This is a genomic window from Streptomyces regalis, assembly GCF_001509475.1.
Lineage (GTDB): Bacteria > Actinomycetota > Actinomycetes > Streptomycetales > Streptomycetaceae > Streptomyces > Streptomyces regalis.
In genome coordinates, this window is the sequence record NZ_LLZG01000176.1 from 46,838 (window position 1) to 71,311 (window position 24,474).

21 protein-coding genes are annotated in these 24,474 nt (G+C 70.8%); 12 read left to right on the plus strand and 9 right to left on the minus strand.

Going from position 1 to position 24,474, the window contains the following annotated elements; genetic code table 11:
• Window position 1: 1 nt before the first annotated feature.
• Window positions 2–610: a class I SAM-dependent methyltransferase gene (locus ADL12_RS21100; protein WP_208614586.1), complete on the minus strand. Its 609-nt coding sequence runs from the start codon at window positions 608–610 to the stop codon at window positions 2–4.
• A gap of 143 nt (window positions 611–753) precedes the next feature.
• Here ADL12_RS21100 and ADL12_RS21105 point away from each other — a divergent pair, with 143 nt between their 5' ends.
• The 5 genes from ADL12_RS21105 to ADL12_RS21125 all read left to right on the plus strand — a co-directional run bounded on the left by ADL12_RS21105 (window position 754) and on the right by ADL12_RS21125 (window position 5,760).
• Window positions 754–1,527 carry an MHYT domain-containing protein gene (locus ADL12_RS21105; protein WP_062704225.1) on the plus strand — a complete coding sequence of 258 codons (774 nt, stop codon included), beginning with the start codon at window positions 754–756 and terminating at the stop codon, window positions 1,525–1,527.
• A gap of 67 nt (window positions 1,528–1,594) precedes the next feature.
• A complete protein-coding gene (locus ADL12_RS21110) occupies window positions 1,595–4,120 on the plus strand; it encodes a sensor histidine kinase (protein WP_062704226.1) in 2,526 nt (841 codons plus the stop codon).
• Window positions 4,117–4,590, plus strand: a complete 474-nt coding sequence (locus ADL12_RS21115; protein ID WP_062704227.1) for a roadblock/LC7 domain-containing protein — start codon at window positions 4,117–4,119, stop codon at window positions 4,588–4,590. Before ADL12_RS21110 ends, ADL12_RS21115 begins: the two co-directional genes overlap by 4 nt.
• Before the next feature lie 22 nt (window positions 4,591–4,612).
• A complete protein-coding gene (locus tag ADL12_RS21120) occupies window positions 4,613–5,026 on the plus strand; it encodes a DUF742 domain-containing protein (RefSeq protein WP_062704228.1) in 414 nt (137 codons plus the stop codon).
• Window positions 5,027–5,145: 119 nt separating this feature from the next.
• On the plus strand, window positions 5,146–5,760 hold the full coding sequence (locus ADL12_RS21125; RefSeq protein WP_062704229.1) for a GTP-binding protein: 615 nt from the start codon (window positions 5,146–5,148) through the stop codon (window positions 5,758–5,760).
• A 101-nt stretch (window positions 5,761–5,861) separates the two neighbouring features.
• Here the strand turns inward: ADL12_RS21125 and ADL12_RS21130 are convergent, their stop codons facing one another.
• Entirely contained in the window at window positions 5,862–6,290 is a 429-nt protein-coding gene (locus ADL12_RS21130) for a PPOX class F420-dependent oxidoreductase (protein WP_062704230.1), read from the minus strand.
• A 96-nt stretch (window positions 6,291–6,386) separates the two neighbouring features.
• Here ADL12_RS21130 and ADL12_RS21135 point away from each other — a divergent pair, with 96 nt between their 5' ends.
• Entirely contained in the window at window positions 6,387–6,800 is a 414-nt protein-coding gene (locus tag ADL12_RS21135; protein ID WP_062704231.1) for a roadblock/LC7 domain-containing protein, read from the plus strand.
• A 126-nt stretch (window positions 6,801–6,926) separates the two neighbouring features.
• Entirely contained in the window at window positions 6,927–7,838 is a 912-nt protein-coding gene (locus ADL12_RS21140; protein ID WP_062704232.1) for a DUF6397 family protein, read from the plus strand.
• Here ADL12_RS21140 and ADL12_RS21145 read toward each other — a convergent pair.
• Window positions 7,825–8,694 carry an acyl-CoA thioesterase gene (locus ADL12_RS21145; protein ID WP_062704233.1) on the minus strand — a complete coding sequence of 290 codons (870 nt, stop codon included), beginning with the start codon at window positions 8,692–8,694 and terminating at the stop codon, window positions 7,825–7,827. The genes ADL12_RS21140 and ADL12_RS21145 overlap by 14 nt on opposite strands.
• A 19-nt stretch (window positions 8,695–8,713) precedes the next feature.
• A complete protein-coding gene (locus tag ADL12_RS21150) occupies window positions 8,714–11,227 on the minus strand; it encodes a DEAD/DEAH box helicase (RefSeq protein ID WP_062704234.1) in 2,514 nt (837 codons plus the stop codon).
• A 145-nt stretch (window positions 11,228–11,372) separates the two neighbouring features.
• Between ADL12_RS21150 and ADL12_RS21155 the strand changes: the two genes are divergently transcribed.
• Entirely contained in the window at window positions 11,373–12,167 is a 795-nt protein-coding gene (locus tag ADL12_RS21155) for a metal-dependent hydrolase (protein WP_062704235.1), read from the plus strand.
• Window positions 12,168–12,328: 161 nt separating this feature from the next.
• On the opposite strand, the gene ADL12_RS21160 is transcribed toward ADL12_RS21155, so the two are convergent.
• The 4 genes from ADL12_RS21160 to ADL12_RS21175 form a co-directional block, all read right to left on the minus strand.
• Window positions 12,329–12,589 (minus strand): type B 50S ribosomal protein L31, encoded by a 261-nt coding sequence (locus ADL12_RS21160; RefSeq protein ID WP_062704236.1) that lies wholly within the window; start codon window positions 12,587–12,589, stop codon window positions 12,329–12,331.
• Between the two features lie 105 nt (window positions 12,590–12,694).
• Complete coding sequence (locus ADL12_RS21165) at window positions 12,695–13,165, minus strand: DUF5709 domain-containing protein (protein WP_062704237.1); 471 nt, start codon at window positions 13,163–13,165, stop codon at window positions 12,695–12,697.
• A gap of 949 nt (window positions 13,166–14,114) precedes the next feature.
• Window positions 14,115–15,902 (minus strand): ABC transporter ATP-binding protein, encoded by a 1,788-nt coding sequence (locus ADL12_RS21170; protein ID WP_062704238.1) that lies wholly within the window; start codon window positions 15,900–15,902, stop codon window positions 14,115–14,117.
• Window positions 15,899–17,770, minus strand: a complete 1,872-nt coding sequence (locus tag ADL12_RS21175) for an ABC transporter transmembrane domain-containing protein (RefSeq protein ID WP_062704239.1) — start codon at window positions 17,768–17,770, stop codon at window positions 15,899–15,901. Before ADL12_RS21175 ends, ADL12_RS21170 begins: the two co-directional genes overlap by 4 nt.
• Before the next feature lie 218 nt (window positions 17,771–17,988).
• On the opposite strand from ADL12_RS21175, the gene ADL12_RS21180 reads away from it, so the two are divergent.
• The 3 genes from ADL12_RS21180 (at window position 17,989) to ADL12_RS21190 (ending at window position 21,994) form a co-directional block, all read left to right on the plus strand.
• On the plus strand, window positions 17,989–18,744 hold the full coding sequence (locus ADL12_RS21180; RefSeq protein WP_425265130.1) for a hypothetical protein: 756 nt from the start codon (window positions 17,989–17,991) through the stop codon (window positions 18,742–18,744).
• A gap of 61 nt (window positions 18,745–18,805) precedes the next feature.
• Window positions 18,806–20,416 (plus strand): peptide-N4-asparagine amidase, encoded by a 1,611-nt coding sequence (locus tag ADL12_RS21185; RefSeq protein ID WP_244187996.1) that lies wholly within the window; start codon window positions 18,806–18,808, stop codon window positions 20,414–20,416.
• Window positions 20,417–20,584: 168 nt separating this feature from the next.
• Window positions 20,585–21,994, plus strand: coding sequence for a cation:dicarboxylate symporter family transporter (locus ADL12_RS21190; protein WP_062704242.1), 1,410 nt, complete (start codon window positions 20,585–20,587; stop codon window positions 21,992–21,994).
• A gap of 133 nt (window positions 21,995–22,127) precedes the next feature.
• Here ADL12_RS21190 and ADL12_RS21195 read toward each other — a convergent pair whose 3' ends face one another.
• Window positions 22,128–22,577, minus strand: coding sequence for a MarR family winged helix-turn-helix transcriptional regulator (locus ADL12_RS21195; protein ID WP_062704243.1), 450 nt, complete (start codon window positions 22,575–22,577; stop codon window positions 22,128–22,130).
• A gap of 94 nt (window positions 22,578–22,671) precedes the next feature.
• Here ADL12_RS21195 and ADL12_RS21200 point away from each other — a divergent pair, with 94 nt between their 5' ends.
• On the plus strand, window positions 22,672–24,474 hold the full coding sequence (locus tag ADL12_RS21200) for an ABC transporter ATP-binding protein (protein ID WP_062704244.1): 1,803 nt from the start codon (window positions 22,672–22,674) through the stop codon (window positions 24,472–24,474).

The following is a 24,474-nucleotide window of genomic DNA, read 5'->3' on the forward strand; positions in this document are numbered from 1 at the left end:
TTCAGGACTCCCGTACGGCCAGCGCCAGGAAGCGGTCGTCCTCGTCGACGTACAACGTCATGCGCCATCCCGCCCCGGCCAGCAGCGGCCGAAGGCTGGGCTCGGCCCTCAGGTCGCCGGGGGTGATCTGGCGGCCCTGGCGTGCCGCGAGTGCCGCCCTGCCGATCGGGTGGAACAGTGCGAGCGTGCCGCCACGGCGCACCACACGGGCCAACTCCCGCAAATTCGTCGTCGGATGAGGCAGGTGTGCGATGAGGCCGGCCGCGAACACGGCGTCGAGTGACTCCGACCGCAACGGCAGCGCGGCCACATCGGCGAGCAGCAACTGCCCGTCGGCGTCGCGTCCGGCCCGTACGGCGGCCTCCAGCATGGCCGGGGTCAGATCGGCCCCCAGGACCACTCCTGAGGGCCCCACAGCGGCACGCAGGGGCGGCAGGGCGCGCCCGGTGCCGCAGCCCGCGTCGAGCACGCGGCCCCCCTCGCGCAGCCCGAGCTCGGCGACCGCGGCCGTATAGGCGGGCCCGTCGTCGGGGAACCGACTGTCCCAGTCGGCGGCGCGGGCGGTGAAGAACTCCTGCACGTGTGTGTGGTCGTCGCTCATGTTCCGCATGATCCCTCACCGGCACGGATGACGCCGCTGTGCACACGTTCGAGCGTGACGCGATCGTTCCGGTGCATCTGTGCGTCATATTCCAACAGCTTTCGAAATGCGCCCCCTTCTTGCGTCCGTGCCCCCGCTAGCGTCCCGGGGTCATGGGACACCTGGACCACGCCGCCCTGGGCTGGCTGACCCCCGTGCTGTCGTACGTGATGGCCTGTATAGGCGCCGCGCTCGGCCTGCGCTGCACCGTCCGTGCGCTCGGCGCCACCGGCCGTCCGCGCCGCAACTGGCTCATCACCGCGGCCTCGGCGATCGGCACCGGCATCTGGACCATGCACTTCGTGGCCATGCTGGGCTTCAGCGTCAGTGGCACCGACATCCGCTACGACGTGCCGCTCACCATCGTGAGCCTCCTCGTCGCCATGGCCGTCGTCTGCGCCGGCGTCTTCGCCGTCGGATACAGTCGCGACCGGACCCGCGCGCTCTTCCTCGGCGGGCTCACCACCGGACTCGGCGTCGCGAGCATGCACTACCTGGGCATGGCCGCCGTACGACTCCACGGCGACGTCACCTACGACCCCGTCCTCGTCGGACTCTCCGTCCTGATCGCCATCGTCGCGGCGACGGCAGCCCTGTGGGCCGCGCTCAACATCAAGTCGCCCGTGGCCGTCACTATCGCCTCCTTGATCATGGGCGCGGCGGTCAGCAGCATGCATTACACCGGGATGTTCGCCGTCGGCGTGGACGTCACGCCCTCCGGTGACGTCCTGCCCGGGGCCACGGCGATGCAGTTCATCTTCCCCCTCGCCGTCGGCCTCGGGTCCTACCTCTTCCTGACCTCGGCCTTCGTCGCGCTCTCGCCCACCACGAGGGAGCGCGAGGCATCCGCGTCGGCCCAGCGGTCGGTCGAGAGCGTCACCGGCTAGCGGCGGGTCCGGACCGGTGACGGCCCGGGAAGGCACGCCCCCCGAACCACTTCCGAGCGAGGAGGCCATGCGTACACCCCGTAGGACCACCGCAGCCGGCGCCGAGACGCCGTCCCCGCCACCCGTGCGCGGCCGCCGCGCCCATGCCGGACCGCCGGCCGACGAAGACCCGGAAGAACTCACGGGCGTGGCGCCGGGCGACCCACCCACGCGCGCGGAGCGCTGGCGCCTACGGCCGCGCACCGTCCGCGCCAAGATCGTCTGCCTGCTGATGGTGCCGGTCGTCTCGCTGCTGGCCCTGTGGGCCTACGCCACCGTCAGCACCGCGCAGGACGTCTCCAGGCTGCGCCAGTTGCAGCGCGTCGACTCCGAGATCAGGGTCCCCGTCGCGGCCGCCGTCGCCGCCCTCCAGGCCGAACGCGAGGCCGCGGTGCGCTATGCGACCGAGCCTGGCGCCGGACAGGGCGCCGACTTCAAGAGGCTCGCGGAAGGCACCGACAAGGCGGTGGCGCAACTGCGGCTCGGCGACCGCAGCACCGTCGCCGACAGCGAGGAACTCCCCGCCGGAGTGGCCCGGCGACTCGAGGCCTTCGTCACCGGCGCCGAGCAGCTGAGCAGCGTACGCAGTGCCGTTCTCGACCGCCGCTCCGGCTGGGACGAGGCGTACGGGCGGTACACGAAGACCATCGCGAGCGCGTTCTCGGTGGGCGGCGCGCTCACCGGCATCCAGGACGCCGAACTCGGCTCCGACGCACGCGTGCTGCTCGAATTCGCCCGCGCGGGCGAGGCGCTGGCCCAGGAGGCCGTGGTGCTGGACAGCGCACGCCTCGCCGGGCGTCTCGACGGAGAGCGGCTGAGGCTGTTCGCCGGCGCAGTCGACACCCGTCGTACGCTCACCGAATCCGCCGTCGCCGACCTGCGTGGCCCGGAACGCGCGGCCTGGCAGAGTCTCGCCGACGGCAGCGTCTATGCGACCGTGGCCGCCGTCGAGGACAAGGTCCTGTCCACCGCACCGGGTGTACGGGCGATCGACGCGGCGCCGGAAGCGACCTGGAGCAAGGCGCACGCACGCGTGCAGGGCGGAATGCGGACGATCGAGCAGGACGCCGGGCGCGGAGTCGCAGACAGTGCCGACCCCTTCACCCGTGGCCTGCTCACCCCGGCCGGCGCCGCCGTCCTCCTCGGCCTCGCCGCCGTCGCCGCCTCTCTCGTGATCTCCGTACGCATCGGCCGAGGCCTCGTCGTCGAGCTGGTCAGCCTGCGCAACGGCGCCCTGGAGATCGCCCGGCGCAAACTCCCCGAGGCCATGCGCAAGCTGCGCGCCGGTGAGGAGATCGACATCCACGCCGAGGCACCGCCCGGACCGCCCGCCGAGGACGAGACCGGCCAGGTCGGCGAGGCCCTGAGCACCGTCCACCGCGCCGCACTCCGGGCCGCCGTGGAGCGCGCCGAGCTCGCCAGCGGCATCTCCGGTGTCTTCGTCAACCTCGCCCGCCGCAGCCAGGTCCTGGTGCACCGCCAACTGAGCCTCCTGGACAGCATGGAGCGGCGCTCCGACGACCCGAACGAACTGAGCGACCTCTTCCGGCTCGACCACCTCACCACCCGCATGCGACGCCACGCCGAGAGCCTGATCATCCTCTCGGGAGCGGCACCCGGGCGGGCCTGGCGGATGCCGGTCTCCCTGACCAACGTGGTGCGCGCGGCCGTCTCCGAAGTCGAGGACTACGCGCGCGTGGAGGTACGACAGCTCCCCGAGGCGTTGGTCATCGGCGCGGCCGTCGCAGACCTCACCCACCTCCTCGCCGAGATCGTCGAGAACGCCGCCCAGTTTTCGCCGCCCCACACACGCGTGCGCATCACCGGCGAGCCCGTGGGCAACGGCTACGCCGTCGAGGTCGAGGACCGCGGCCTGGGCATGGGCAAGGAGACCCTCGCCGAGGCCAACCGGCGCATCGAACAGTCCGAGGCGCTCGACCTGTTCGACAGCGACCGGCTCGGCCTCTTCGTCGTCAGCAGGCTCGCGTCCCGGCACGGCATCAAGGTGCACCTGCGCACCTCTCCCTACGGCGGCACCACCGCGGTCGTCCTGCTGCCCACCGCCCTGCTGCACGACGCCACGGCGGAACGTTCCCTCGGCAGGAAGGCGGACGACGAGCGGCCCGCCGAGCGCGAGTACGCGCGCGTGCCCGCCGCCGACCGGCACCAGGAGTCCGTCCACGCGGTCGCCGGCCGGCCGGCCCTGGTGGCTCCCGCACCAGCGGTGGCGGAGGCCACCACGACCGACACCCCACCCTCGGGAGTCACCACCTTGCGACTGCACCGCCCCCCGGACGTCTCCGAGGCCTCCGACGACCTCCCACGCCGCGTACGGCAGGCGAGTCTCGCCCCCCAACTGCGCGAGGGGCGGCCCGAGGAACCGGCGCAGCCGCCCGCCGCCCGCGACGACGACCAGCGCACCCCCGAACTCGTACGGGACCGCATGGCGGCATACCGCGACGGCTGGACGCGCGGCGGCGGCAGGCAGCCCGGCCGTGACGCCACTCCCGATTCCACAACGCGTAGCGACAGCAGCGAAGGAGACCCCGCATGATCCAGGATCCGGGCATGAGAGCGGCCGTGGGGGTCCCCCCGCTCGAGCGAAGCCGAGAGTGGGGGAGGTCCGGCGAACTCGACTGGCTGCTGGACGACTTGGTGCTGCGAGTGAGCGAGGTACGGCACGCCGTGGTGCTGTCCAACGACGGACTCGCCGTGGGCGCGTCGACCGGCCTCCGCCGCGAGGACGCCGAGCATCTCGCCGCCGTCGCCTCCGGCTTCCACAGTCTGGCCAAGGGCGCGGGCAGGCACTTCGGTGCCGGCGGCGTACGCCAGACCATGGTGGAGATGGACGACGCCTTCCTGTTCGTGGCGGCCGCGGGCGACGGCTCCTGTCTCGCCGTCCTCACCGCCGTGACAGCCGACATCGGACTGGTGGCGTACGAGATGGCACGGCTGGTCAAACGCGTCGGCGAGCACCTCTGCACGCCGACGCGCGTGGCAGCGCGGCCGCCTGCCGCGGGATGAGCCGGAAGGGCGGTCCGCGCGCATGACCGAGGACACGACGGGCGCCCCGCGCGAGCAGGGCAGCCAGTGGTACGACAGCGAGGCCGGGCCCCTGGTCCGCCCGTACGCCATGACGGGCGGACGCACCGACCCCGGCCCCACCGGGGTGCGCTTCGACCTGATCGCCCTCGTCACCCTGGACGCCGCCGCGCCCGGCGCCGACGACGACACCGCACTCGGGCCGGAACACCGGGCCCTCATCGAGCTGTGCCGTACGGAGACGCAGTCGGTCGCGGAACTCGCCGCGGGCGCCGATCTGCCCGTCGGGGTCGTCAGGGTGCTCCTGGGCGACCTCCTGGAACTGGGCTGCGTCACCGTCAGCCGTCCGGTACCGCCCGCACAGCTTCCGGACGAACGGATTCTGCGCGAGGTGATCGAAGGATTGCGGGCGCTGTAGATGACATTCCAGAACCAGTCAAAAGCAGTCCAATCCCACGAAGGGCAGCCGCAGTTGCCATGATGCTGACTTCGCACCGCGACGTCGACCGATGCCGGCACTCCCGAGAGAAGTGATCGATGGTCTCCGAGCACTCCGACGCCTCCGACGCCTCCGACGGCGAGACGGCCGCCCTGGCGCTGAAGATCCTTGTCGCCGGCGGATTCGGCGTGGGCAAGACCACCCTGGTGGGCGCGGTCAGTGAGATCCGGCCGCTGCGCACCGAGGAACTGCTCAGTGAAGCCGGGCAGTTGGTGGACGACACCGGCGGCGTGGACCAGAAGGTCACCACGACCGTCGCCATGGACTTTGGACGCATCACGATCCGGTCCGGCCTGTCCCTCTACCTCTTCGGCACCCCCGGTCAGGACCGCTTCTGGTTCCTGTGGGACGAACTGTCACAGGGTGCCCTGGGCGCGGTGGTCCTCGCGGACACCCGGCGCCTGGAGGACTGCTTCCCGGCGGTGGACTACTTCGAGCACCGGCACATCCCCTTCGTCGTGGCCGTCAACTGTTTCGCGGGCGCCCGGACGTACGGCGCCCACGACGTCTCACGCGCCCTCGACCTGGACCGGGGTACACCCGTGGTGCTCTGCGACGCCCGGGACCGCGACTCGGGAAAGGAGGTGCTGATCCGACTCGTCGAGTACGCCGGGCGGATGCACACTGCCCGGCTGCTCGACTCCGTGGGCTGACCGATTCCCTGCGGGCCGACTGGCTCCATGGGCCCACCGGTTGTCAGCCGCTACCCGCCTCCGGCGCCGACCGCCCGAGGCGCGTGAGACCGGAACCGCTGTCAGTCCGCGACACCCTTCTCCGCCAGTACCTTCTCGATCGTGACGCGGACGAGGAGTTCACCCGGGACGCCGTTGCGGGCTCCGAACTCCTCCGCGCGTTCCTCGCCCATGTACCGCGCCCCGATACGACCGGCCCAGTGCCTCAACTCCTCGAGATCCTCCGAAATCCGGGCGACGCCCTGAAGCACCACGAAGGCGTACGGCGGCCGGTCGACATCCACGCACAGCGCCCCCCGGCCGTCACGGGCCAGATTGCGTCCCTTCACACTCGACTTGCCGGTGTTGAACACCACCTCGTCTCCGTCCAGTACGAACCAGATCGGCGTCACATGCGGACTCCCGTCGGCTCGCACGGTCGACAGCTTTCCGGTGCGTGTGCCCTGCGAGACGAACGCCCGCCATTCCTCATCGGTCATCTTCTGCGCCATGCCCCCATCCTCCTTGCCCGCGGGCCGGATCGTCGGGAAGGGTGGCGAAGAGATCCTCCGGCGCAGGGGGAGACATCTACACGGGGAGACCGGAACATGGCGCAGAACCAGGGACTTGGCTGGTTGCTGGACGACCTGACGGAGCGCGTCGATCATGTGCGGCACGCGCTGGTGCTGTCCAACGACGGTCTGGTGACAGGCGCGAGCACAGGACTGCGGCGCGAGGACGCAGAGCACCTCGCCGCCGTCTCGTCCGGACTGCACAGCCTCGCCAAGGGGTCGGGACGGCACTTCGGCGCGGGCAGAGTGCGTCAGACGATGGTCGAGTTCGACGACGCGGTGCTGTTCGTCACGGCGGCGGGCACCGGCAGCTGTCTGTGCGTGCTCAGCGGCGCGGAGGCGGACATCGGCCAGATCGCCTACGAGATGACCCTGCTCGTCAACCGGGTCGGTGAGCACCTCGACGTGGACGCCCGACAGCCCGAACGGGCACCGATCACAGACGCCTGAGCTGCTGTTTCGTCGCCCCCCGGGAGTTATCCACAGGCTCGCCGCGAGATCCGCCGGACCGGCTACGGTTTTTGTCACGGCGAGCGCACACAGCGTGAGCCATCGACTCCACGGGGGAGACCGACCATGTCAGGCGACACCGTCACGAAACCGCACCACCTTTCCTACGCGCCGAGTCGTGCGGCCCGCGAACTGGGACTGAAGCGAGGAGAGCTGGATCTCGCCGTCCACCTCGGACTCATCCGGACCGTTCCGGACGAGGGAGGTGGGGGCCGACGCGTCTCGCTCTCGGAGATCGACCGGCTGCGTTCGGGGGTCGGGTTCCCCGACTCGTTGCAGGACCGCGTGAAGGTGGTGGGTACGACAGAGGGCGCGGGCCTCATGGAGGTACCCGTCGGCAGGTTCACGCGCCTGGCACGCCTGGGGCTGGCCGTGCCGGTGAAGTGGTATCTCAATCGCTACCGAGCCGTGGTCTGGCTGTATCTGGCCGAGGAACTGAAGCAGTTCGCCGCCGATGAGAAGAACGCCCCGCTGCTGAACGCCCGACGTACACCCGAAGGGCTGCGCGGCATGCTGGACGCGGGCGTGGATCTGCGGGCACGCAACTGGCGGGGACGCCATCGGGGATTCCTGCTGCGCATGGCCGACGACCCGTGGGGGAGCGCCGGCGCGCTGGCGGCCTTCCTCGACCCCGTCCAGATCGCCGAAATCGTCCCCGACCCCTATGAGCGCTCCCACCTGAACCGCTTCCGGCCAGGACCGCCGGCATCCGGCGCACCGGGCTCGCCCGCCGCGCACATCGCCGAGAGGATCATGACGGCGGACGACCCGGACGAGATCGGCCTGCTGCGGGCCGACCTGACGGCAGCACTGGAAGCAGCGCGCGAGAGGCGGCCGGCCCCGCGTCCGACGGCGAGGCGGGTCCAGGCTCCAGCACACCCGGTGCACCTGGGTTCGCCCCGGTCCGAGGAGTCGGCATCCCCACGCGGCTTGCTGAGCTGGCTGCGTCGCAGAAACCCCCGGGCTACAGCGCCCTGAACAGGCCTTCCTGTACGACGGACACCAGCAGGCGCCCTTCCAGGTCGTAGATCCGCCCCCGGGCGAGGCCCCGTCCACCGGTCGCGATCGGCGACTCCTGGTCGTACAGGAACCACTCGTCCGCGCGGAACGGCCGGTGGAACCACATCGCGTGGTCCAGCGACGCGATGTCGAAACTCCGCGGGCCCCACAGGGGTTCGACCGGGATGCGGACGGCGTCCAGGAGGGTCATGTCACTGGCGTAGGTCAGCGCGCAGGTGTGCACGACCGGGTCGTCGCCGAGCGGCCCGACCGCGCGCATCCACACCGCGCTGCGCGGCTCGGCGTCCTTGACCTCCTCGGCGGTCCAGCGCAGCCGGTCCACATAGCGGATGTCGAAGGGCTGACGGCGCGCCATCCGTTCCAACTGCTCGGGCAGCGCGCCCAGATGCTCCCGGATCTCGTCGGTGACCGTCGGCAGCGACTCCGGGTCCGGGACCTTGCGAGCCGGCGGCAGCTGGTGCTCGAAGCTCCCTTGCTCAGGCTGATGAAAGGAGGCGGTGAGATTGAAGATCGTGCGGCCCTGCTGCACGGCGGTGACCCGGCGGGTCGTGAACGACCTGCCGTCCCGCACCCGTTCGACCTGGTACACGATCGGCACGCCCGGCCTGCCCGGGCGCAGGAAGTACGCGTGCAGCGAGTGCACCGGACGGTCGCCGTCCGTGGTGCGCGCGGCGGCGACCAGCGCCTGGCCGGCCACCTGGCCGCCGAAGACCCGCTGCAGGGACTCCTGCGGGCTGCGGCCGCGGAAGATGTTGACCTCGATCTGCTCCAGGTCGAGCAGGTCGACGAGCCTCTCGGCCGGGTTCGTCGTCATGGGTGGGATTCTCCTGTGTTCACAGCTGGCCTACGTCGGTGACGCGGACCACCGCGCGGCCCTCCGCGTCGGAGGCAGCGAGGTCGATCTCCGCGCTGATGCCCCAATCGTGGTCGCCGTTCGGGTCGTCGAAGATCTGGCGGACGCGCCACAGGCGGTTCGCAGGCTCCTCCTCGATCACCAGGAGCTTGGGGCCACGGGCGTTGGGCCCGGTGCCGAGGTCCTCGTACTCGTCCCAGTACTTGTCCATCGCCTCGCCCCAGGCCTCGGCGTCCCAGCCGGCCTCGGCGTCCAACTCGCCCAGTTCCTCGACCTGGTCGAGGGCGGCGAGCTCGACACGACGGAACATGGCGTTGCGGACGAGGACGCGGAAGGCGCGCGCGTTGGTGGTGACCGGCTTGACCTCGTCGGCCTTCTCCTGCGCCTCCTCGGCGGTCATCTCCTCCGGGTTGGCGAGCTGCTCCCACTCATCCAGCAGGCTGGAGTCGACCTGGCGCACCATCTCGCCGAGCCACTCGATCAGATCCTGCAGATCCTCGGACTTGAGATCGTCCGGGATGTTGTGGTCGAGAGTCTTGTAGGCGCTGGCGAGGTAGCGCAGCACGATGCCCTCGGTGCGGGCCAACTCGTAGAAGGACACCAACTCCGTGAAGGACATCGCCCGTTCGTACATGTCCCGGATGACGGACTTCGGCGACAGCGGATGGTCGCCGACCCAGGGGTGGCTCTTGCGGTACGTGTTGTACGCGTGGAAGAGCAGCTCCTCCAAGGGCTTGGGGTAGGTGATGTCCTGGAGGCGCTCCATGCGCTCCTCGTACTCGACGCCGTCCGCCTTCATCGCGGCGACGGCCTCGCCCTTCGCCTTGTTCAGCTGGGCGACGAGGATCTGCCGCGGGTCGTCCAGGGTGGACTCGACGACGGACACCATGTCCAGGGCGTAGGACGGCGACTCCGGGTCCAGCAGCTCGAACGCGGCAAGCGCGAAGGTGGACAGCGGCTGGTTGAGCGCGAAGTCCTGCTGGAGGTCGACGGTGAGGCGGACGATGCGGCCGGTGGCGTCCGGCTCGTCGAGATTCTCGACGATGCCGCCGTCCAGCAGCGAGCGGTAGATCGCGATCGCGCGCCGGATGTGCCGCAGTTGCTGCTTGCGCGGCTCGTGGTTGTCCTCCAACAGGTGCCGCATCGCCTCGAAGGCGTTGCCTGGCCGGGCGATCACCGACAGCAGCATGGTGTGCGTGACCCGGAAGCGGGAGGTCAGCGGCTCCGGTTCGGAGGCGATGAGCTTCTCGAAGGTGTTCTCCGTCCAGCCGACGAACCCCTCGGGCGCCTTCTTGCGAACGACCTTGCGGCGCTTCTTCGGGTCGTCGCCGGCCTTGGCGAGCGCCTTCTCGTTCTCGATGACGTGCTCGGGCCCCTGGGCGACGACAAAGCCCGCCGTGTCGAATCCCGCCCGCCCGGCGCGGCCGGCGATCTGGTGGAACTCCCGGTTGCGCAGGGTGCGGACGCGGTTGCCGTCGTACTTGGTCAGCGCCGTGAACAGCACGGTGCGGATGGGGACGTTGACCCCCACGCCCAGTGTGTCCGTGCCGCAGATGACCTTCAGCAGACCGGCCTGCGCGAGCTTCTCCACCAGGCGGCGGTACTTCGGCAGCATGCCGGCGTGATGGACACCGATGCCGTGCCGCACGTAACGGGAGAGGTTGCGGCCGAACTTGGTGGTGAAGCGGAAGTTGCCGATCAGCTCGGCGATCTGGTCCTTCTCCTCGCGCGAGCACATGTTGATGCTCATCAGCGCCTGCGCCCGCTCCACGGCCTGCGCCTGCGTGAAGTGCACGATGTAGACCGGTGCCTGCCTGGTCTGCAGCAGCTCGGTCAGCGTCTCGGTGAGCGGGGTGAGCTTGTACTCGTAGGACAGCGGCACCGGACGGGTCGCCGAGCGGACCACCGCCGTCGGGCGGCCCGTTCGCCGGGTGAGGTCCGTCTCGAACATCGAGACATCGCCCAGCGTGGCCGACATCAGGATGAACTGCGCCTGCGGCAGCTCCAGGATCGGGATCTGCCAGGCCCAGCCGCGGTCGCCCTCCGCGTAGAAGTGGAACTCGTCCATGACGACCTGGCCGACGTCCGCCTGCTTGCCGTCGCGCAGCGCGATCGACGCGAGCACCTCGGCGGTGCAGCAGATGACGGGAGCGTCGGCGTTGACGGACGCGTCGCCGGTCAGCATGCCGACGTTCTCCGTGCCGAAGATCTTGCACAGCTCGAAGAACTTCTCCGAGACGAGCGCCTTGATCGGAGCGGTGTAGAAGGTGACCTCGTCCCGGGCCAGCGCGGCGAAGTGGGCGCCCGCGGCGATCATGCTCTTGCCGGAGCCGGTGGGTGTCGACACGATCACGTTCGCGCCGGAGACCACCTCGATCAGCGCCTCCTCCTGATGGGGGTAGAGCGTGAGACCACGCTCCTCGGCCCACGACTCGAAGGCTTCGTAGAGGGCGTCGGGGTCGGCAGTCGGCGGCAGCTGATCGATGAGGGTCACCCACCCATCTTGCCTGCCCTCCTGCTCCAGAGGGGAATCGGATGCAGGGGCGAAGATCGCGAACGCTACTCTGTGTCGCCGACGACAAGTCAGCGCACCAGGTCAACTGGACAGCGGCACACGAGGAATGGGGCGGGCAACGGCGATGATGGGACCAGCACACTCACTGTCGGGGGCCGCCGCGTGGCTCGGCGTCGGAGCGGCCGCCGCCGCTGCTGGGCACGGGATGCCCTGGCCCGTCCTTCTGGCCGGCGCGCTGATCTGTGCCGGTGCGGCCCTCGCTCCGGACCTCGATCACAAGGCGGCCACCATCTCGCGGGCGTTCGGGCCGCTGTCGCGGTGGCTGTGCGAGATCGTCGACAAGTTGTCCTACGCCGTCTACAAGGCGACGAAGAAGCAGGGCGACCCGCGCCGTTCCGGTGGGCATCGCACGCTCACGCACACGTGGCTGTGGGCGGTCCTGATCGGCGGCGGCGCCTCAGTCCTGGCGATCACCGGTGGACGCTGGGCGGTGCTGGCGATCCTGTTCGCGCACATGGTGCTGGCCATCGAGGGCCTGCTGTGGCGCGCGACCCGTGGCTCCAGCGCCGATGTCCTGGTGTGGCTGCTGGCCGCGACCAGCGCGTGGATCCTCGCGGGCGTCCTGGACAAGCCGGGCAACGGCTCCGACTGGCTGTTCACGGCGCCGGGCCAGGAGTATCTGTGGCTGGGGCTGCCGATCGTGCTGGGCGCGCTGGTGCACGACATCGGGGACGCGCTGACGGTCTCCGGCTGCCCGATCCTGTGGCCGATCCCGGTGGGACGCAAGCGCTGGTACCCGGTGGGCCCGCCCAAGGCCATGCGGTTCCGTGCGGGCAGCTGGGTCGAGCTCAAGGTGCTGATGCCGGTGTTCATGGTGCTCGGCGGGGTGGGCTGCGCGGCGGCGCTCAACGTCATCTGAGCGGGACGAGGCAGGCACGTCGCCATCTGAGCGGGAGGGGGTGGGCGGGTCGCCGCGCCGGTGATCCGCCCACCGGACCGAGCCGCCGGGCGGCGTGGCTCTCCGGTCTGGCCTCCGGCCCCGCCGCCCTGTTCCCCAGATCAGCCACCCTGCTCCCCGGATCAGCCACCCTGTCCCGCTCCGCCGCCGTAACGCCGCTCGAAGGCGGCGACGCGGCCCTCGGAGTCCACCGTTCGGGCCTTGCCGGTGTGGAAGGGATGGCTCTCCGAGGAGATCTCCACGTCGACGACCGGGTAGGTCTGGCCGTCGTCCCAGTCGATGGTCTGGTCGCTGGTCGCGGTGGACCGGGTCAGGAAGGCGTAGCCGGCGGCGCGGTCGCGGAAGACGACCGGGTGGTAGTCGGGGTGCTTGTCCTGCTGCATGCGAACTCCTCGTGTGGCGGCATCGGCAAGGGCCGACGGGGCGGGGCCGAAGGCGCGGGGGTTGAGCCACAGGGACTGCTGGGTCAGCCGTACGGGGACTGCCGGTCAGCCGGACAGGGAGTCCTCGTCGACGATGTGCATGGCGGCCTCCTCGGCGGACGCCGCCGCGCCGTCGATGCCCACGTCCGTCGCGACGAGTGCGCTCTCCTCGTCCTCGTGGGCGCCTTCGTCGGGTGCCACGAGTCGGCCGGAGCGCATGGCGCCGACCTCGTTGTCGAGGAGTTCCCCGTCGGTGCCGTCGGCGTCGCCGAGGCCGTCACCGTTGGGGGCGACGACATCGGGCACCTCCTCGGCGAGCCGCTGGTCGAGGGTCTCGCCCTGTTGGCGCTCGGCGGCCGTCACATCGGCGCGCTCCACCGCCCACGGCCGCTCCGGAGGGGACCAGCCCCGGTCCAGGGGGTCGTCGACGCCGTCGTTCTCCAGGGTGTCCTCCACGTCGAGCAGCCCCGTGTCCTCACGTTGACCGGATGCGTCGGGCTGGTAGACGTCGTCCCCCCATCCGTCGGCGCTGTTCACGGGTACCTCCAGGTGGTGGGGACGGGCCCGAACTCACCGCGGTCGGCGGCGGGCCGCCGCGGCGCGGGGCACAGGCCGCACCCGGCGCGAACCGCGTGGTTCCCGGGTGCTCCCCGAACCGGTGCCGCTATCCAGCCTTCCACCCCTTTTCGCCCCGGCGCAACGGCACGGAGCAAGGGCGGGGGCTCGGGATCGGCCGGATCCCGAAACCGCGCCGTTGCGCCGGGCCACCTCCACCCGGCCAGTCCCACACCCGCCCCCCTGCGGGTTCCGGCCGCCTCGGCGCTCCCGGTCACCGCGAGCTGCGTTTTTCGGCCCCGCCGAGCCGGCCTCTGGGCTTTGGTCGGCCGGTGTTGCCTGGGTGGGCCGACCGTGGTTCCGGCTTGGTCGGCGGGGGCGCTTGCCCTGAGTGGCCGTGCTTTCCGGCTCCGGTCTGGCGGGGCGTCGGGTGTGGACGGACGGTGCTTGCGGCCTTGTCAGCCACGATTCCGGCTGGCGCCGACCGTCCCCGCCGATTCCGGCCGCCGGTCAAGGCTCCCGGTCGCCGTAGCCGACCGCACCTTGACCCCAGCCGCCCGCGGCTACCGGCTTCAGCCAAGTCGGCCAAGGCCCCCCGGCCTCAGCCGACTGCGCGTCCAGCCTTCAGTCGGCCAGGCCTCTCGCCCGAGCCCAGCGCACGTCCAGCCCCGCTCGGCCACAGCTTCCGCCCAACCCCACCGTGCGCCCAGGCCCGCTCAGCCACAGCTCCCCAGCACGCCTCCCCGCGGCCAAGGCGTTCGCCTCAGCCCAGCCCAGCCCAGCCCAGCCTTCAGTCGGCCAGGCCTCTCGCCCGAGCCCAGCGCACGTCCAGCTCCGCTCGGCCACCGCTCTCGCCCGAGCCCAGCGTGCTCCAGGCCCGCTCGGCCACAGCTCCCGCCCAACCCCACCGTGCGTCCAGCCCAGCCCTCACTCACCCATGCCAAGACCGCCACAGCGCCGCATACGCGCCGTCGGCGTTCACCAGCTCGTCATGGCTGCCCAGCTCGCTGATGCGGCCGTTTTCGACGACCGCGATGACGTCGGCGTCGTGGGCGGTGTGGAGGCGGTGGGCGATGGCGACGACCGTGCGGCCGTCGAGGACGCGGGCCAGGGATCGCTCCAGGTGGCGGGCGGCGCGTGGGTCGAGGAGCGAGGTCGCCTCGTCCAGGACCAGCGTGTGCGGGTCGGCCAGCACCAGGCGGGCCAGCGCGATCTGCTGGGCCTGGGCCGGTGTGAGCGCGAATCCGCCCGAGCCGACCTCGGTGTCCAGGCCGTCGTCGAGCGCACGGGCCCACGCGTCCGCGTCGACCGCGCCCAGCGCCGCCCACAGCTCGGCGTCGGTCGCGTCGGTGCGGGCCAGCAACAGGTTGTCGCGCAGGGAGCCCACGAAGACGTGGTGCTCCTGGTTGACGAGGGCCACGTGGGAGCGGACCCGTTCGGCGGTCATCCGGGACAGTTCCGCACCGCCGAGGGTGATCCGGCCGTCCCGGGGTGCGTAGATGCCCGCGAGCAGCCGGCCCAGCGTGGACTTGCCCGCCCCGGACGGCCCGACCAGCGCCAGCCTGGTGCCGGGCGGGACCTCCAGGGAGACCTTGCGGAGTACGTCCACGCCCTCCAGGTAGCCGAAGTGCACCCGGTCGGCGTGCACGTGGCGGCCGTCGGGCGCCAGCAGGGCGTCCCCGGCCTCCGGCTCGATGTCCCGGACCCCGACCAGCCGGGCCAGCGACACCTGGGCCACCTGCAGCTCGTCGTACCAGCGCAGGATGAGCCCGACGGGGTCCACCAGCATCTGGGCGAGCAGGGCGCCCGTCGTCAGCTGACCGACTCCGATCCAGCCCTGTAGGACGAACACGCCGCCGACCATCAGGACCGAGGCCAGGAGCATGACGTGGGTGACGTTGATGAACGGGAAGAGCACCGACCGCAGCCAGAGCGTGTAGCGCTCCCAGGCCGTCCACTCCTTGATCCGCTGCTCCGACAGCTCGACGCGGCGCTCGCCGAGGCGGTGGGCCTCGACGGTGCGCCCGGCGTCCACGGTCTCGGCGAGCGCGGCGGCCACGGCGGCGTACCCGGCGGCCTCCGAGCGGTAGGCGGACGGCGCCCGCTTGAAGTACCAGCGGCAGCCGGTCACCAGCAGCGGCACGGTGAGCAGCACGGTGGCCGCGAGCGGGGGCGCGGTGATGACGAGCCCGCCCAGCAGCAGGAACACCCACACCACGCCGATCGCCAGCTGGGGCACCGCCTCGCGCATCGCGTTGGCCAGCCGGTCGATGTCCGTCGTGATCCGGGACAGCAGGTCGCCCGTCCCGGCCCGCTCCAGGACACCGGGCGGCAGCCCGACCGACCGGACGAGGAAGTCCTCGCGCAGATCGGCCAGCATCCGCTCCCCGAGCATCGCGCCGCGCAGCCGCACCTGCCGTACGAACACGGCCTGGACGACGAGTGCGGCCGCGAACAGCCCGACGGTGAGCTCGAGATGGAGCTCCCGCGCGCCGACGTCGTCCGACACCCGCTCCACCAGTCCGCCCAGCAGCCAGGGCCCCGCCATCGAGGCCACCACGGCGACCGTGTTGACGCCGATGAGCAGCAGGAAGGCACGGCGGTGCCGACGGAACAACTCGACCACATAGGCGCGTACGGTCGCGGGGGCGCCGATCGGCAGGGTGTTCGCCGTCGTCGGGGCCGCCGGGTCGTACGCCGGTGGCGCCACGCCGATCATGCCGACTCCTCGATTTCTTCCAGTTCCTTGTCTTCCAGTTCCTTCAACACGTCGTTGAGAGGGGTCCCTCTGCCCATGTCCAGGGCGGCATCGTGGGAGGCCTCTTCGTCCAACGTGGCGTTGCGGGCGGCCTCTTCGTCGGTCTCCCGGGTCACCACGGCCCGGTACCGCGGTTCGTCGTGCACCAGCTCGCGGTGCACGCCGACCGCCGCGACCTCGCCCTCGTGGACGAGCACGACCCGGTCGGCGCGGTCCAGGAGCAGCGGCGAAGAGGTGAACACCACCGTCGTGCGTCCCGTCCGCAGGTTCCGCACGCCCTCCGCGATCCGCGCCTCGGTGTGCGAGTCGACGGCCGAGGTCGGCTCGTCCAGGACGAGCACCTCGGGGTCCGTGATCAGCGACCGGGCGAGCGCGAGGCGCTGGCGCTGGCCGCCGGACAGGGACCGGCCGCGTTCGGTGATGCGGGCGTCCATCGGGTCCTCGGCGCCGAGCGACCCCTGGACCAGCGCGGCCAGGACGTCCTCGCACTCCGCGGCGGCCAGCGCCTCCTCGGGACCGACGTCGCCCGACCGTGGCACATCGAGCAGTTCGCGCAGCGTGCCGGAGAGCAGCACCGGGTCCTTGTCCTGCACGAGGACGGCCGTACGCGCGCAGTCGAGTGGCAACTCGTCGAGCGGGACGCCGCCCAGAAGCACCGGCGTGCCCTCCTCGGAGCCGTGTCCGCCCAGTCGTTCGGCCAGCCGCCCCGCCGCGTCCGGATCGCCGCAGACCACGGCGGTGAGCCGGCCGGTGGGGGCGAGCAGTCCGGTGGCCGGGTCGTACAGGTCCCCGGAGGGCACCTCGGACCCGTCGCGTGCCCCTTCGGTGTCGGTGACCCGCTCCAGCGACAGCACGCGCGCGGCCCGCCGGGCCGAGGGGCGTGAGAAGGAGTAGGCCATCGCGATCTCTTCGAAGTGCCGCAGCGGATAGGTGAGGATCATGATCGAGCTGTAGACGGCGACAAGTTCGCCGACGGTGACCCGGCCCTGGCGGGCCAGGTGGACGCCGTACCACACGACCACGATCAGCAGCAGCCCCGGCAGCAGCACCTGGATGGCGGAGATCAGGGACCACATCCGGGCGCTGCGCACGGCCGCGTGGCGCACCTCCTGCGACGCGCGGCGGTAGCGGTCGAGGAAGAGTTCCTCGCCGCCGATGCCGCGCAGGACGCGTAGGCCGGCGACGGTGTCGGAGGCCAGCTCGGTGGCGCGGCCCGCCTTCTCGCGCTGGAAGTCGGCCCGCTTGGTGGCCCGGGGCAGCAGTGGCAGCACGGCGACCGCCAGCACGGGCAGACCCACGGCGACGACCACACCGAGCGCCGGCTGGTAGACGACCAGGCCGACGCAGACCACCACGATGGTGACCGCCGCCGCCGTGAACCGTGACCAGGCCTCGACGAACCAGCCGATCTTCTCGACGTCACCCGTGGAGACGGCCACGACCTCACCGGCGGCGACCCGCCGGGTCAGCGCCGAGCCCAGTTGCGCGGCCTTGCGGGCCAGTACCTGCTGGACTCGGGCGGCCGCAGTGATCCAGTTGGTGACGGCGGTGCGGTGCAGGAAGGTGTCGCCGAGCGCGTTTCCGGCGCAGCACAGTGCCAGGAGCCCGCCCGCGAGGGCGAGTCGCGCCCCCGAGCGGTCGACGACCGCCTGGACGGCGACGCCGACGCAGAACGGCAGCGCGGAGACGGACAGGAAGTGCAGCAGCCCCCAGGCCAGGGACTTGAGCTGACCGCCCATCTGGTTCCTGAAGAGCCACCACAGGAATCGGGGACCCGAGCGTGCGTCCGGCACACCTGGGTCGGGATACGGAAGGTCTTGAATCTGCATGACGTCCCAGTGGCTCGTGTCAGTGGGGGGAGGGGATGGAGATGGGGATGAGGAGTCGATCGGATGCCGACGCGCGGAACGGACCGCGCACGGCGGCAGCAAACCGTGACAGGTTCGCGTCGCAGCGTGGTCGGACGCAAACGGTTTTCCGCACCACCGCACAGATCCGGCTGCCGCCCGGAACGCGGTGCGACCATGGAGTGATGCGGAACGGCGGAGTGCGGAACGGCGGAGTACGCCATGCCATGGTTGCGACAGTGGCCCTCGGATCGGTCCTGGCGACCTTGACGACCCTGACCGCGTGCGGCGGCGCGCAGCACGGCGGAGGTGAGGACGTCGGCAAGGCCGCACGCACCCGGCCGGCCAGGCCGGCCACGGCCTCGGATCCGACGCGCATCCCGGACCTAGCCGACCGGTGGCAGCGACGCATCCCCGCCAACTCCCGCCAGGTCGTGGCGGTCTACGGCGACGGCAAGAACTCCCCGGACTCCACGGTCGTGCTCTACACCAAGCACGGCTCCACCTGGGACCGCACCCGCAGCTGGCCCGCGCACAACGGCAGGAAGGGCTGGACCACCGACCACCACGAGGGCGACAAACGCAGCCCCGTCGGCGTGTTCACGCTCAGCGACGCGGGTGGCGTACTGAAGAACCCCGGGGCCAGACTGCCGTACACGCAGTCCGCGGCGTTCGCGGCGCCGCGCTGGTGGTCGAAGTCGTACTGGCACGACTTCGACTACGTCATCGCCATCGACTACAACCGCGTCAAGGGCACCCCGCCCAACGACCCCACCCGTCCCGAGGGTGAGTCCAAGGGTGGTGGCATCTGGTTGCACATGGACCACGGCAGCGGTACGTCGGCCTGTGTCAGTCTGTCCGGATCGGCCATGGAGTACCTGCTCCGCACGCTCGATCCGGACCGGCATCCTGTCGTGGTGATGGGGGACCTGGCGGACCTGAAGAGCTCGCACTGATGGGGGAGGCCCGAAGAGGCCTCATTGCGGGGGGCGCCCAACTCCCCGTAGAACACCGGCCATGAAGAGACGGATCGTCATGTCCATGTTCGCGGGAGCGACCCTCCTGGCGAGCACCCTCCTCGGAGCGAGCCCCGCCCCCGCGGCGGAACCCGCCGACGTCCCCGCAGGTGTCCCCGCCGAGTTCGGCACCGACTGGCACGACCCCATCACCGCCGCCCCGCCCGTCACCGAGCCCTCCGGCAAGTCCTGCCGAGTCACCGTCGCCGAGGCGCAGTTCCGCGACTTCACCCCGTACAAGGGCACCTACACCCCGCCCCGAGGGTGCGGCGACCGCTGGAGCAAGGTGGTGCTGCGGATGGACGGCAAGGTCAAGGGGCGCCAGTTCGACCGGCTCGGCCATCTGCACGTCGGCGGCGTCGAGATCTTCCGTACGTCGACGCCGGAGCCGTCACCGGACGGCATCGAGTGGTCCGTCGAGAAGGACGTCACCCGCTACAGCGACACCTTCCGCCGCAGCCAGGATGTCGAGATGCTCATAGGGAACGTCGTCGACGACACGTACACCGGCGTCATCGACGTCAAGGTCACGCTGACGTTCTACGCCGGTCGCCCCGCCGCCACCCCCGACCGCGTCCTCACGCTCCAGGACGGCACGCTCACCACCCCGCGCAACAGCGAACGCATCGTCGCCGAGGTGTACGCCACCGGCTCCGGCGGGGGCTGCGAGGAGTTCTGGTACCTGTCGGTGCCCGACGAGGCGCCGTACTCCTGCAAGGCCGCCGGCGGCCCCTACCGCGAGGTCCAGATCAAGGTCGACGGTCAACTCGCCGGAATCGCCGCCCCGTTCCCGCACGTGTGGACCGGCGGCTGGTCCAACCCCTTCCTCTGGTACGTCACTCCGGGGCCGCGCGCCTTCGACGTCAAGCCGATCGAATACGACCTGACACCGTTCGCCGGCATCCTCAACGACGGCCGCCCGCACCGCGTCGAGGTCTCCGTCGTCGGCGTCCCGGAAGGGCAGAGCGGCTGGAGCGCGCCCGTGAACGTCCTCGTCCGGCAGGACGCGAAGAGCAAGCACGTGACCGGGAAGCTCACCACGCACCAGGTCGGCGATCTCGCCAACTCATCGACGTACACGCCCGGTTCGGAGCACCAGGTGGACACCGAGGGCAGCCACCGGCTGACCGTCGCCGGATACGTCGACACCTCGCACGGCCGGGTGGCGACCACCGTCAGCCGGACGCTCACGAACACGTCCACGCACCGCTGGACCGACGGAGAGAACCTGGACGCCCTCGACGCCACCTGGGGGGACGATGAGTTGGTCACCGTCGACGGACGCGGACCGGCCCGCACGACCCGTACGCAGCGGACGTACACGATGGACGGCTCGATCACGATCGGCGCGGGCGACCGGCTGCGCACCGTGCTGACCCTCGGTGACCGTGCCACGGTCGGGACGACCCAGGCGGGACGACGGATCGCGTGGTCGTGGCTCGACGACACCGTCGAGGGCGACGCCTCATGGACGTTGAACGTGCCGCGCGACCAGCGGCACGCGGTCGGCACGACGAGCGAGCGCTACCGGCTGTACGGCTCGGACGGCTGCTACGACCGGTCCCTCACCAGCGTCCAGGGGGTGCTCACCGAGGATCGCAGCGGCTGCTGAGGCCAGTTGTGTGCGATGCGTCACTCAGGGCGCGATTTACACGGATGCAACACGGGGGTCTTGTGCGGGACCAACATCACCCGCAAAGTATCGCCACGGAATCCGCTTTCCGTATCGCAGAAGTCCCGTCCCGGCTTCTGTGTGCGCCACCGTCCCCAAGGAGTGCCCGTGCCGCCGTCCGTTCCGTCCCTGCCGCGACGCGTCGCACGCATGCTGCGTACCTCTCTCTTCGCGCAGGTCGCCTGCGCGCTCGTGCTCGGAATCGTCGTCGGGAAGCTGTGGCCCGGCTTCGCCGCGGATCTCCAGCCGCTCGGCGACGGTTTCATCCGGCTCATCAAGACGATCATCTCGCCGCTCGTGTTCTGTGTGGTCGTCGTCGGCATCGCCAAGGCCGGTGACCTGAAGGCGTTCGGCCGGATCGGGCTCAAGGCCCTGATCTGGTTCGAGGTCGCGAGCACGCTCGCGCTGCTCATCGGGCTCCTCGCCGCCAACGTGGTCCAGCCCGGGTCCGGGATGAACGTCGACCCGTCCACGCTCGACACCTCGGCGGTCGACGCGAAGACGGGCGGCGGTTCGCTGCCGTCGACGACCGAGTTCGTGCTGAACGCGATTCCCACCTCTTTCATCGGCGCCTTCGCCGAGAACTCCCTGCTCCAAGTGCTCATTCTGGCCTGTCTGGTGGGCGCCGCGCTGCTGCACCTCGGCCGCACCAAGGTGCCGAAGGTGCTGCCCGCCATCGAGCAGGCCCAGGAGATCATCTTCGCGATCGTCGGCTTCGTCATGCGGCTGGCCCCGATCGCGGTGTTCGGCGCGATGGCCGTCCTGATCGGCAACTACGGGCTCGGCGTCATCGAGACCTACGGCAAGCTGATCATCCTGTGCTACGCGGCCGCGGCGCTCTTCATCGCGCTCCTCGCTGTCGCCCTGAAGGTGGTCACCGGGCTCAGCCTCTGGAAGTTCCTGCGCTACATCCGTGAGGAGATGCTCCTCGCGCTCGGCACCGCGTCCACCGAGTCCGTCCTGCCGCGCGTGATGCAGAAGCTGCGCAAGGCCGGCGCCCGCGACGACGCCGTGGGCCTGGTGCTGCCGACGGGCTACTCCTTCAACCTCGACGGCGCCTCGCTCTACCTGTCCATCGGCACGCTGTTCATCGCCCAGGCCGTGGGCGTGGACCTCAGCTTCAGCCAGCAGATCACCGTGGTGCTGGTGCTGATGCTGACCAGCAAGGGCATGGCGGGCATCCCCGGCTCGGCGTTCCTCGCCCTGTCCGCGACCGCCTCCTCGCTGGGCGCCATCCCGGCCGGAGCCGTCGCCCTGCTGCTGGGCGTGGACCGCATCATGGACTCGATGCGCGTCGTCACCAACCTGCTCGGCAACTGTGTCGCCGTCTTCGCGGTCTCCCGCTGGGAGGGCGCCCTGGACAAGGAGCGGGCCAAGAAGGTCCTGGACGGCGAGATCGTGGTCGAGCTGGAGGACGACGAGGCGGAGACGTCGGAGAAGGCGGAGCTCAAGAAGCCCGAGGAGTCTGTCGCCGTACCGGCCCAGACCGCCAAGGAGACGGCCTCCGAGGCCAGTTGACGGTCACAGTCAGCACGATCGCGGCCACCGCCCCAGCAGTACGGAGCGGTGGCCGCGGTCTGTCACCGCCAGAGCCGGCTCATGAGCAGGTGTCCTGGCAGGGAATTGCCGGCTCGACGTGGCCGACAACCGCTCAGCAGCGCCGCTCGCCACCCCCGTCGATCAGCGTGTCCAGCAACCCGCCCAGCACCTCGCGCTGTTCGTCCGTCAGCGGCGCCAGGATCTCCTCCGCCGCGGACCGTCGCGCACCGTGCAACTCCCGCAGGGCCCCCCGCCCGTCGTCGGTGAGCTCTATGCGGATCACCCGCCGGTTCGTCGGATCCGGCACCCGTCGTACCTTCCCGCTCGTCTCCAGCCCGTCGACCAGCGTCGTCACGGCGCGCGGTACCACCTCCAGGCGCTCGGCGAGGTCGGCCATGCGGGGCGGTGAGTCGTAGTGCGCGAGGGTGCGCAGGAGGCGGGACTGGGCCGGGGTGACGCCCAGGCCGCACTGCTGCAGGTGCCGTTTCTGGATCCGGTGCACCCGGCGGGTCAGGCGCAGCAGCTGCTCGGCGAGCGGGCCGTCGGGATCGGGGGTGGTCATGCGGGAACAATATCAGGACCACGTTCATTGTGAGCATAGGTAACAATGAGCTAAGCTCCGTGAGTCCGTATCGCCACACCTCCCGTAGGAGCCCATGCACCCCGACAACGAACCCACCTGGACGCCATCCGCCGCGGAGCAGGAACAACCCCGGCAGGTGCGCCGCATCCTGCGACTCTTCCGTCCCTACCGTGGTCGCCTCGCCGTAGTCGGCCTCCTCGTCGGCGCCGCGTCGCTGGCCGGCGTCGCCACGCCCTTCCTGCTGAAGGCGATCCTCGACGTCGCGATCCCCGAGGGCCGCACCGGCCTGCTCGCCCTGCTCGCGCTCGGCATGATCCTCAGTGCCGTCCTCACCAGCATCTTCGGCGTGCTGCAGACCCTGATCTCCACGACGGTCGGCCAGCGCGTCATGCACGACCTGCGCACCGCCGTCTACGGCCGCCTGCAGCGCATGTCGCTCGCCTTCTTCACCCGCACCCGCACCGGCGAGGTGCAGTCCCGCATCGCCAACGACATCGGCGGCATGCAGGCCACCGTCACCTCCACCGCGACCTCCCTGGTCTCCAACCTGACCAGTGTGGTCGCCACGATCGTCGCGATGATCGCCCTCGAGTGGCGCCTGACCGTCGTCTCGCTGCTCCTGCTGCCGGTGTTCGTGTGGATCAGCCGCCGCGTCGGCAGGGAACGCAAGAAGATCACCACCCAGCGTCAGAAGCAGATGGCCGCGATGGCCGCCACGGTCACCGAGTCGCTCTCGGTCAGTGGCATCCTGCTCGGCCGTACGATGGGCCGCTCCGACTCGCTCACCGCGGCTTTCGCCGACGAGTCCGAGCGGCTCGTCGATCTCGAAGTGCGCTCGAACATGGCCGGCCGCTGGCGCATGGCCGTCATCGGCATCGTCATGGCCGCCATGCCCGCCGTGATCTACTGGGCCGCGGGAATGGCTCTCCAACTCGGCGGCCCGCAGGTCTCGATCGGCACGATCGTCGCCTTCGTCTCGCTCCAGCAGGGCCTGTTCCGTCCGGCCGTCAGCCTGCTGTCCACCGGCGTGCAGATCCAGGCCTCGCTCGCGCTCTTCCAGCGCATCTTCGAGTACCTCGACCTGCCCATCGACATCACCGAGCGGGAAGACCCCGTTCATCTCGACCGCATCAAGGGCGAGGTCCGCTTCGAGGACGTCGAGTTCCGGTACGACGGCAAGGGTGGACCGATACTCGACGGCATCGACCTCACCGTCCCGGCGGGCGGCAGCCTCGCGGTCGTCGGCCCGACCGGCGCCGGAAAGTCCACGCTCGGCCACCTCGTGCCGCGGCTCTACGACGTGACGGGCGGCCGTGTCACCCTCGACGGCGTCGACGTGCGCGACCTCGACTTCGACACCCTCGCCCGCGCGGTCGGCGTCGTCTCGCAGGAGACGTACCTCTTCCACGCCTCCGTCGCCGACAACCTGCGCTTCGCCAAGCCGGACGCCACCGACGAGGAGTTGCGTGCGGCGGCCGAGGCGGCCCAGATCCACGACCACATCGCCGGCCTGCCCGACGGTTACGACACGGTCGTCGGCGAGCGCGGCCACCGCTTCTCCGGCGGTGAGAAACAGCGCCTGGCCATCGCCCGTACGATCCTGCGCGATCCGCCGGTCCTCATCCTCGACGAGGCGACCAGCGCCCTGGACACCCGCACCGAACACGCCGTCCAGGAGGCCATCGACGCGCTGTCCGCCAACCGCACCACCCTCACCATCGCGCACCGCCTGTCCACCATTCGGGGCGCCGACCAGATCGTGGTCCTCGACGGCGGGCGCGTGGCCGAACGGGGTACACACGAGGAACTGTTGGAGCGGGAGGGGCGCTATGCCGGGCTGGTCCGCCGGGACGCCCAACTGGAGCCGACGAGGTGA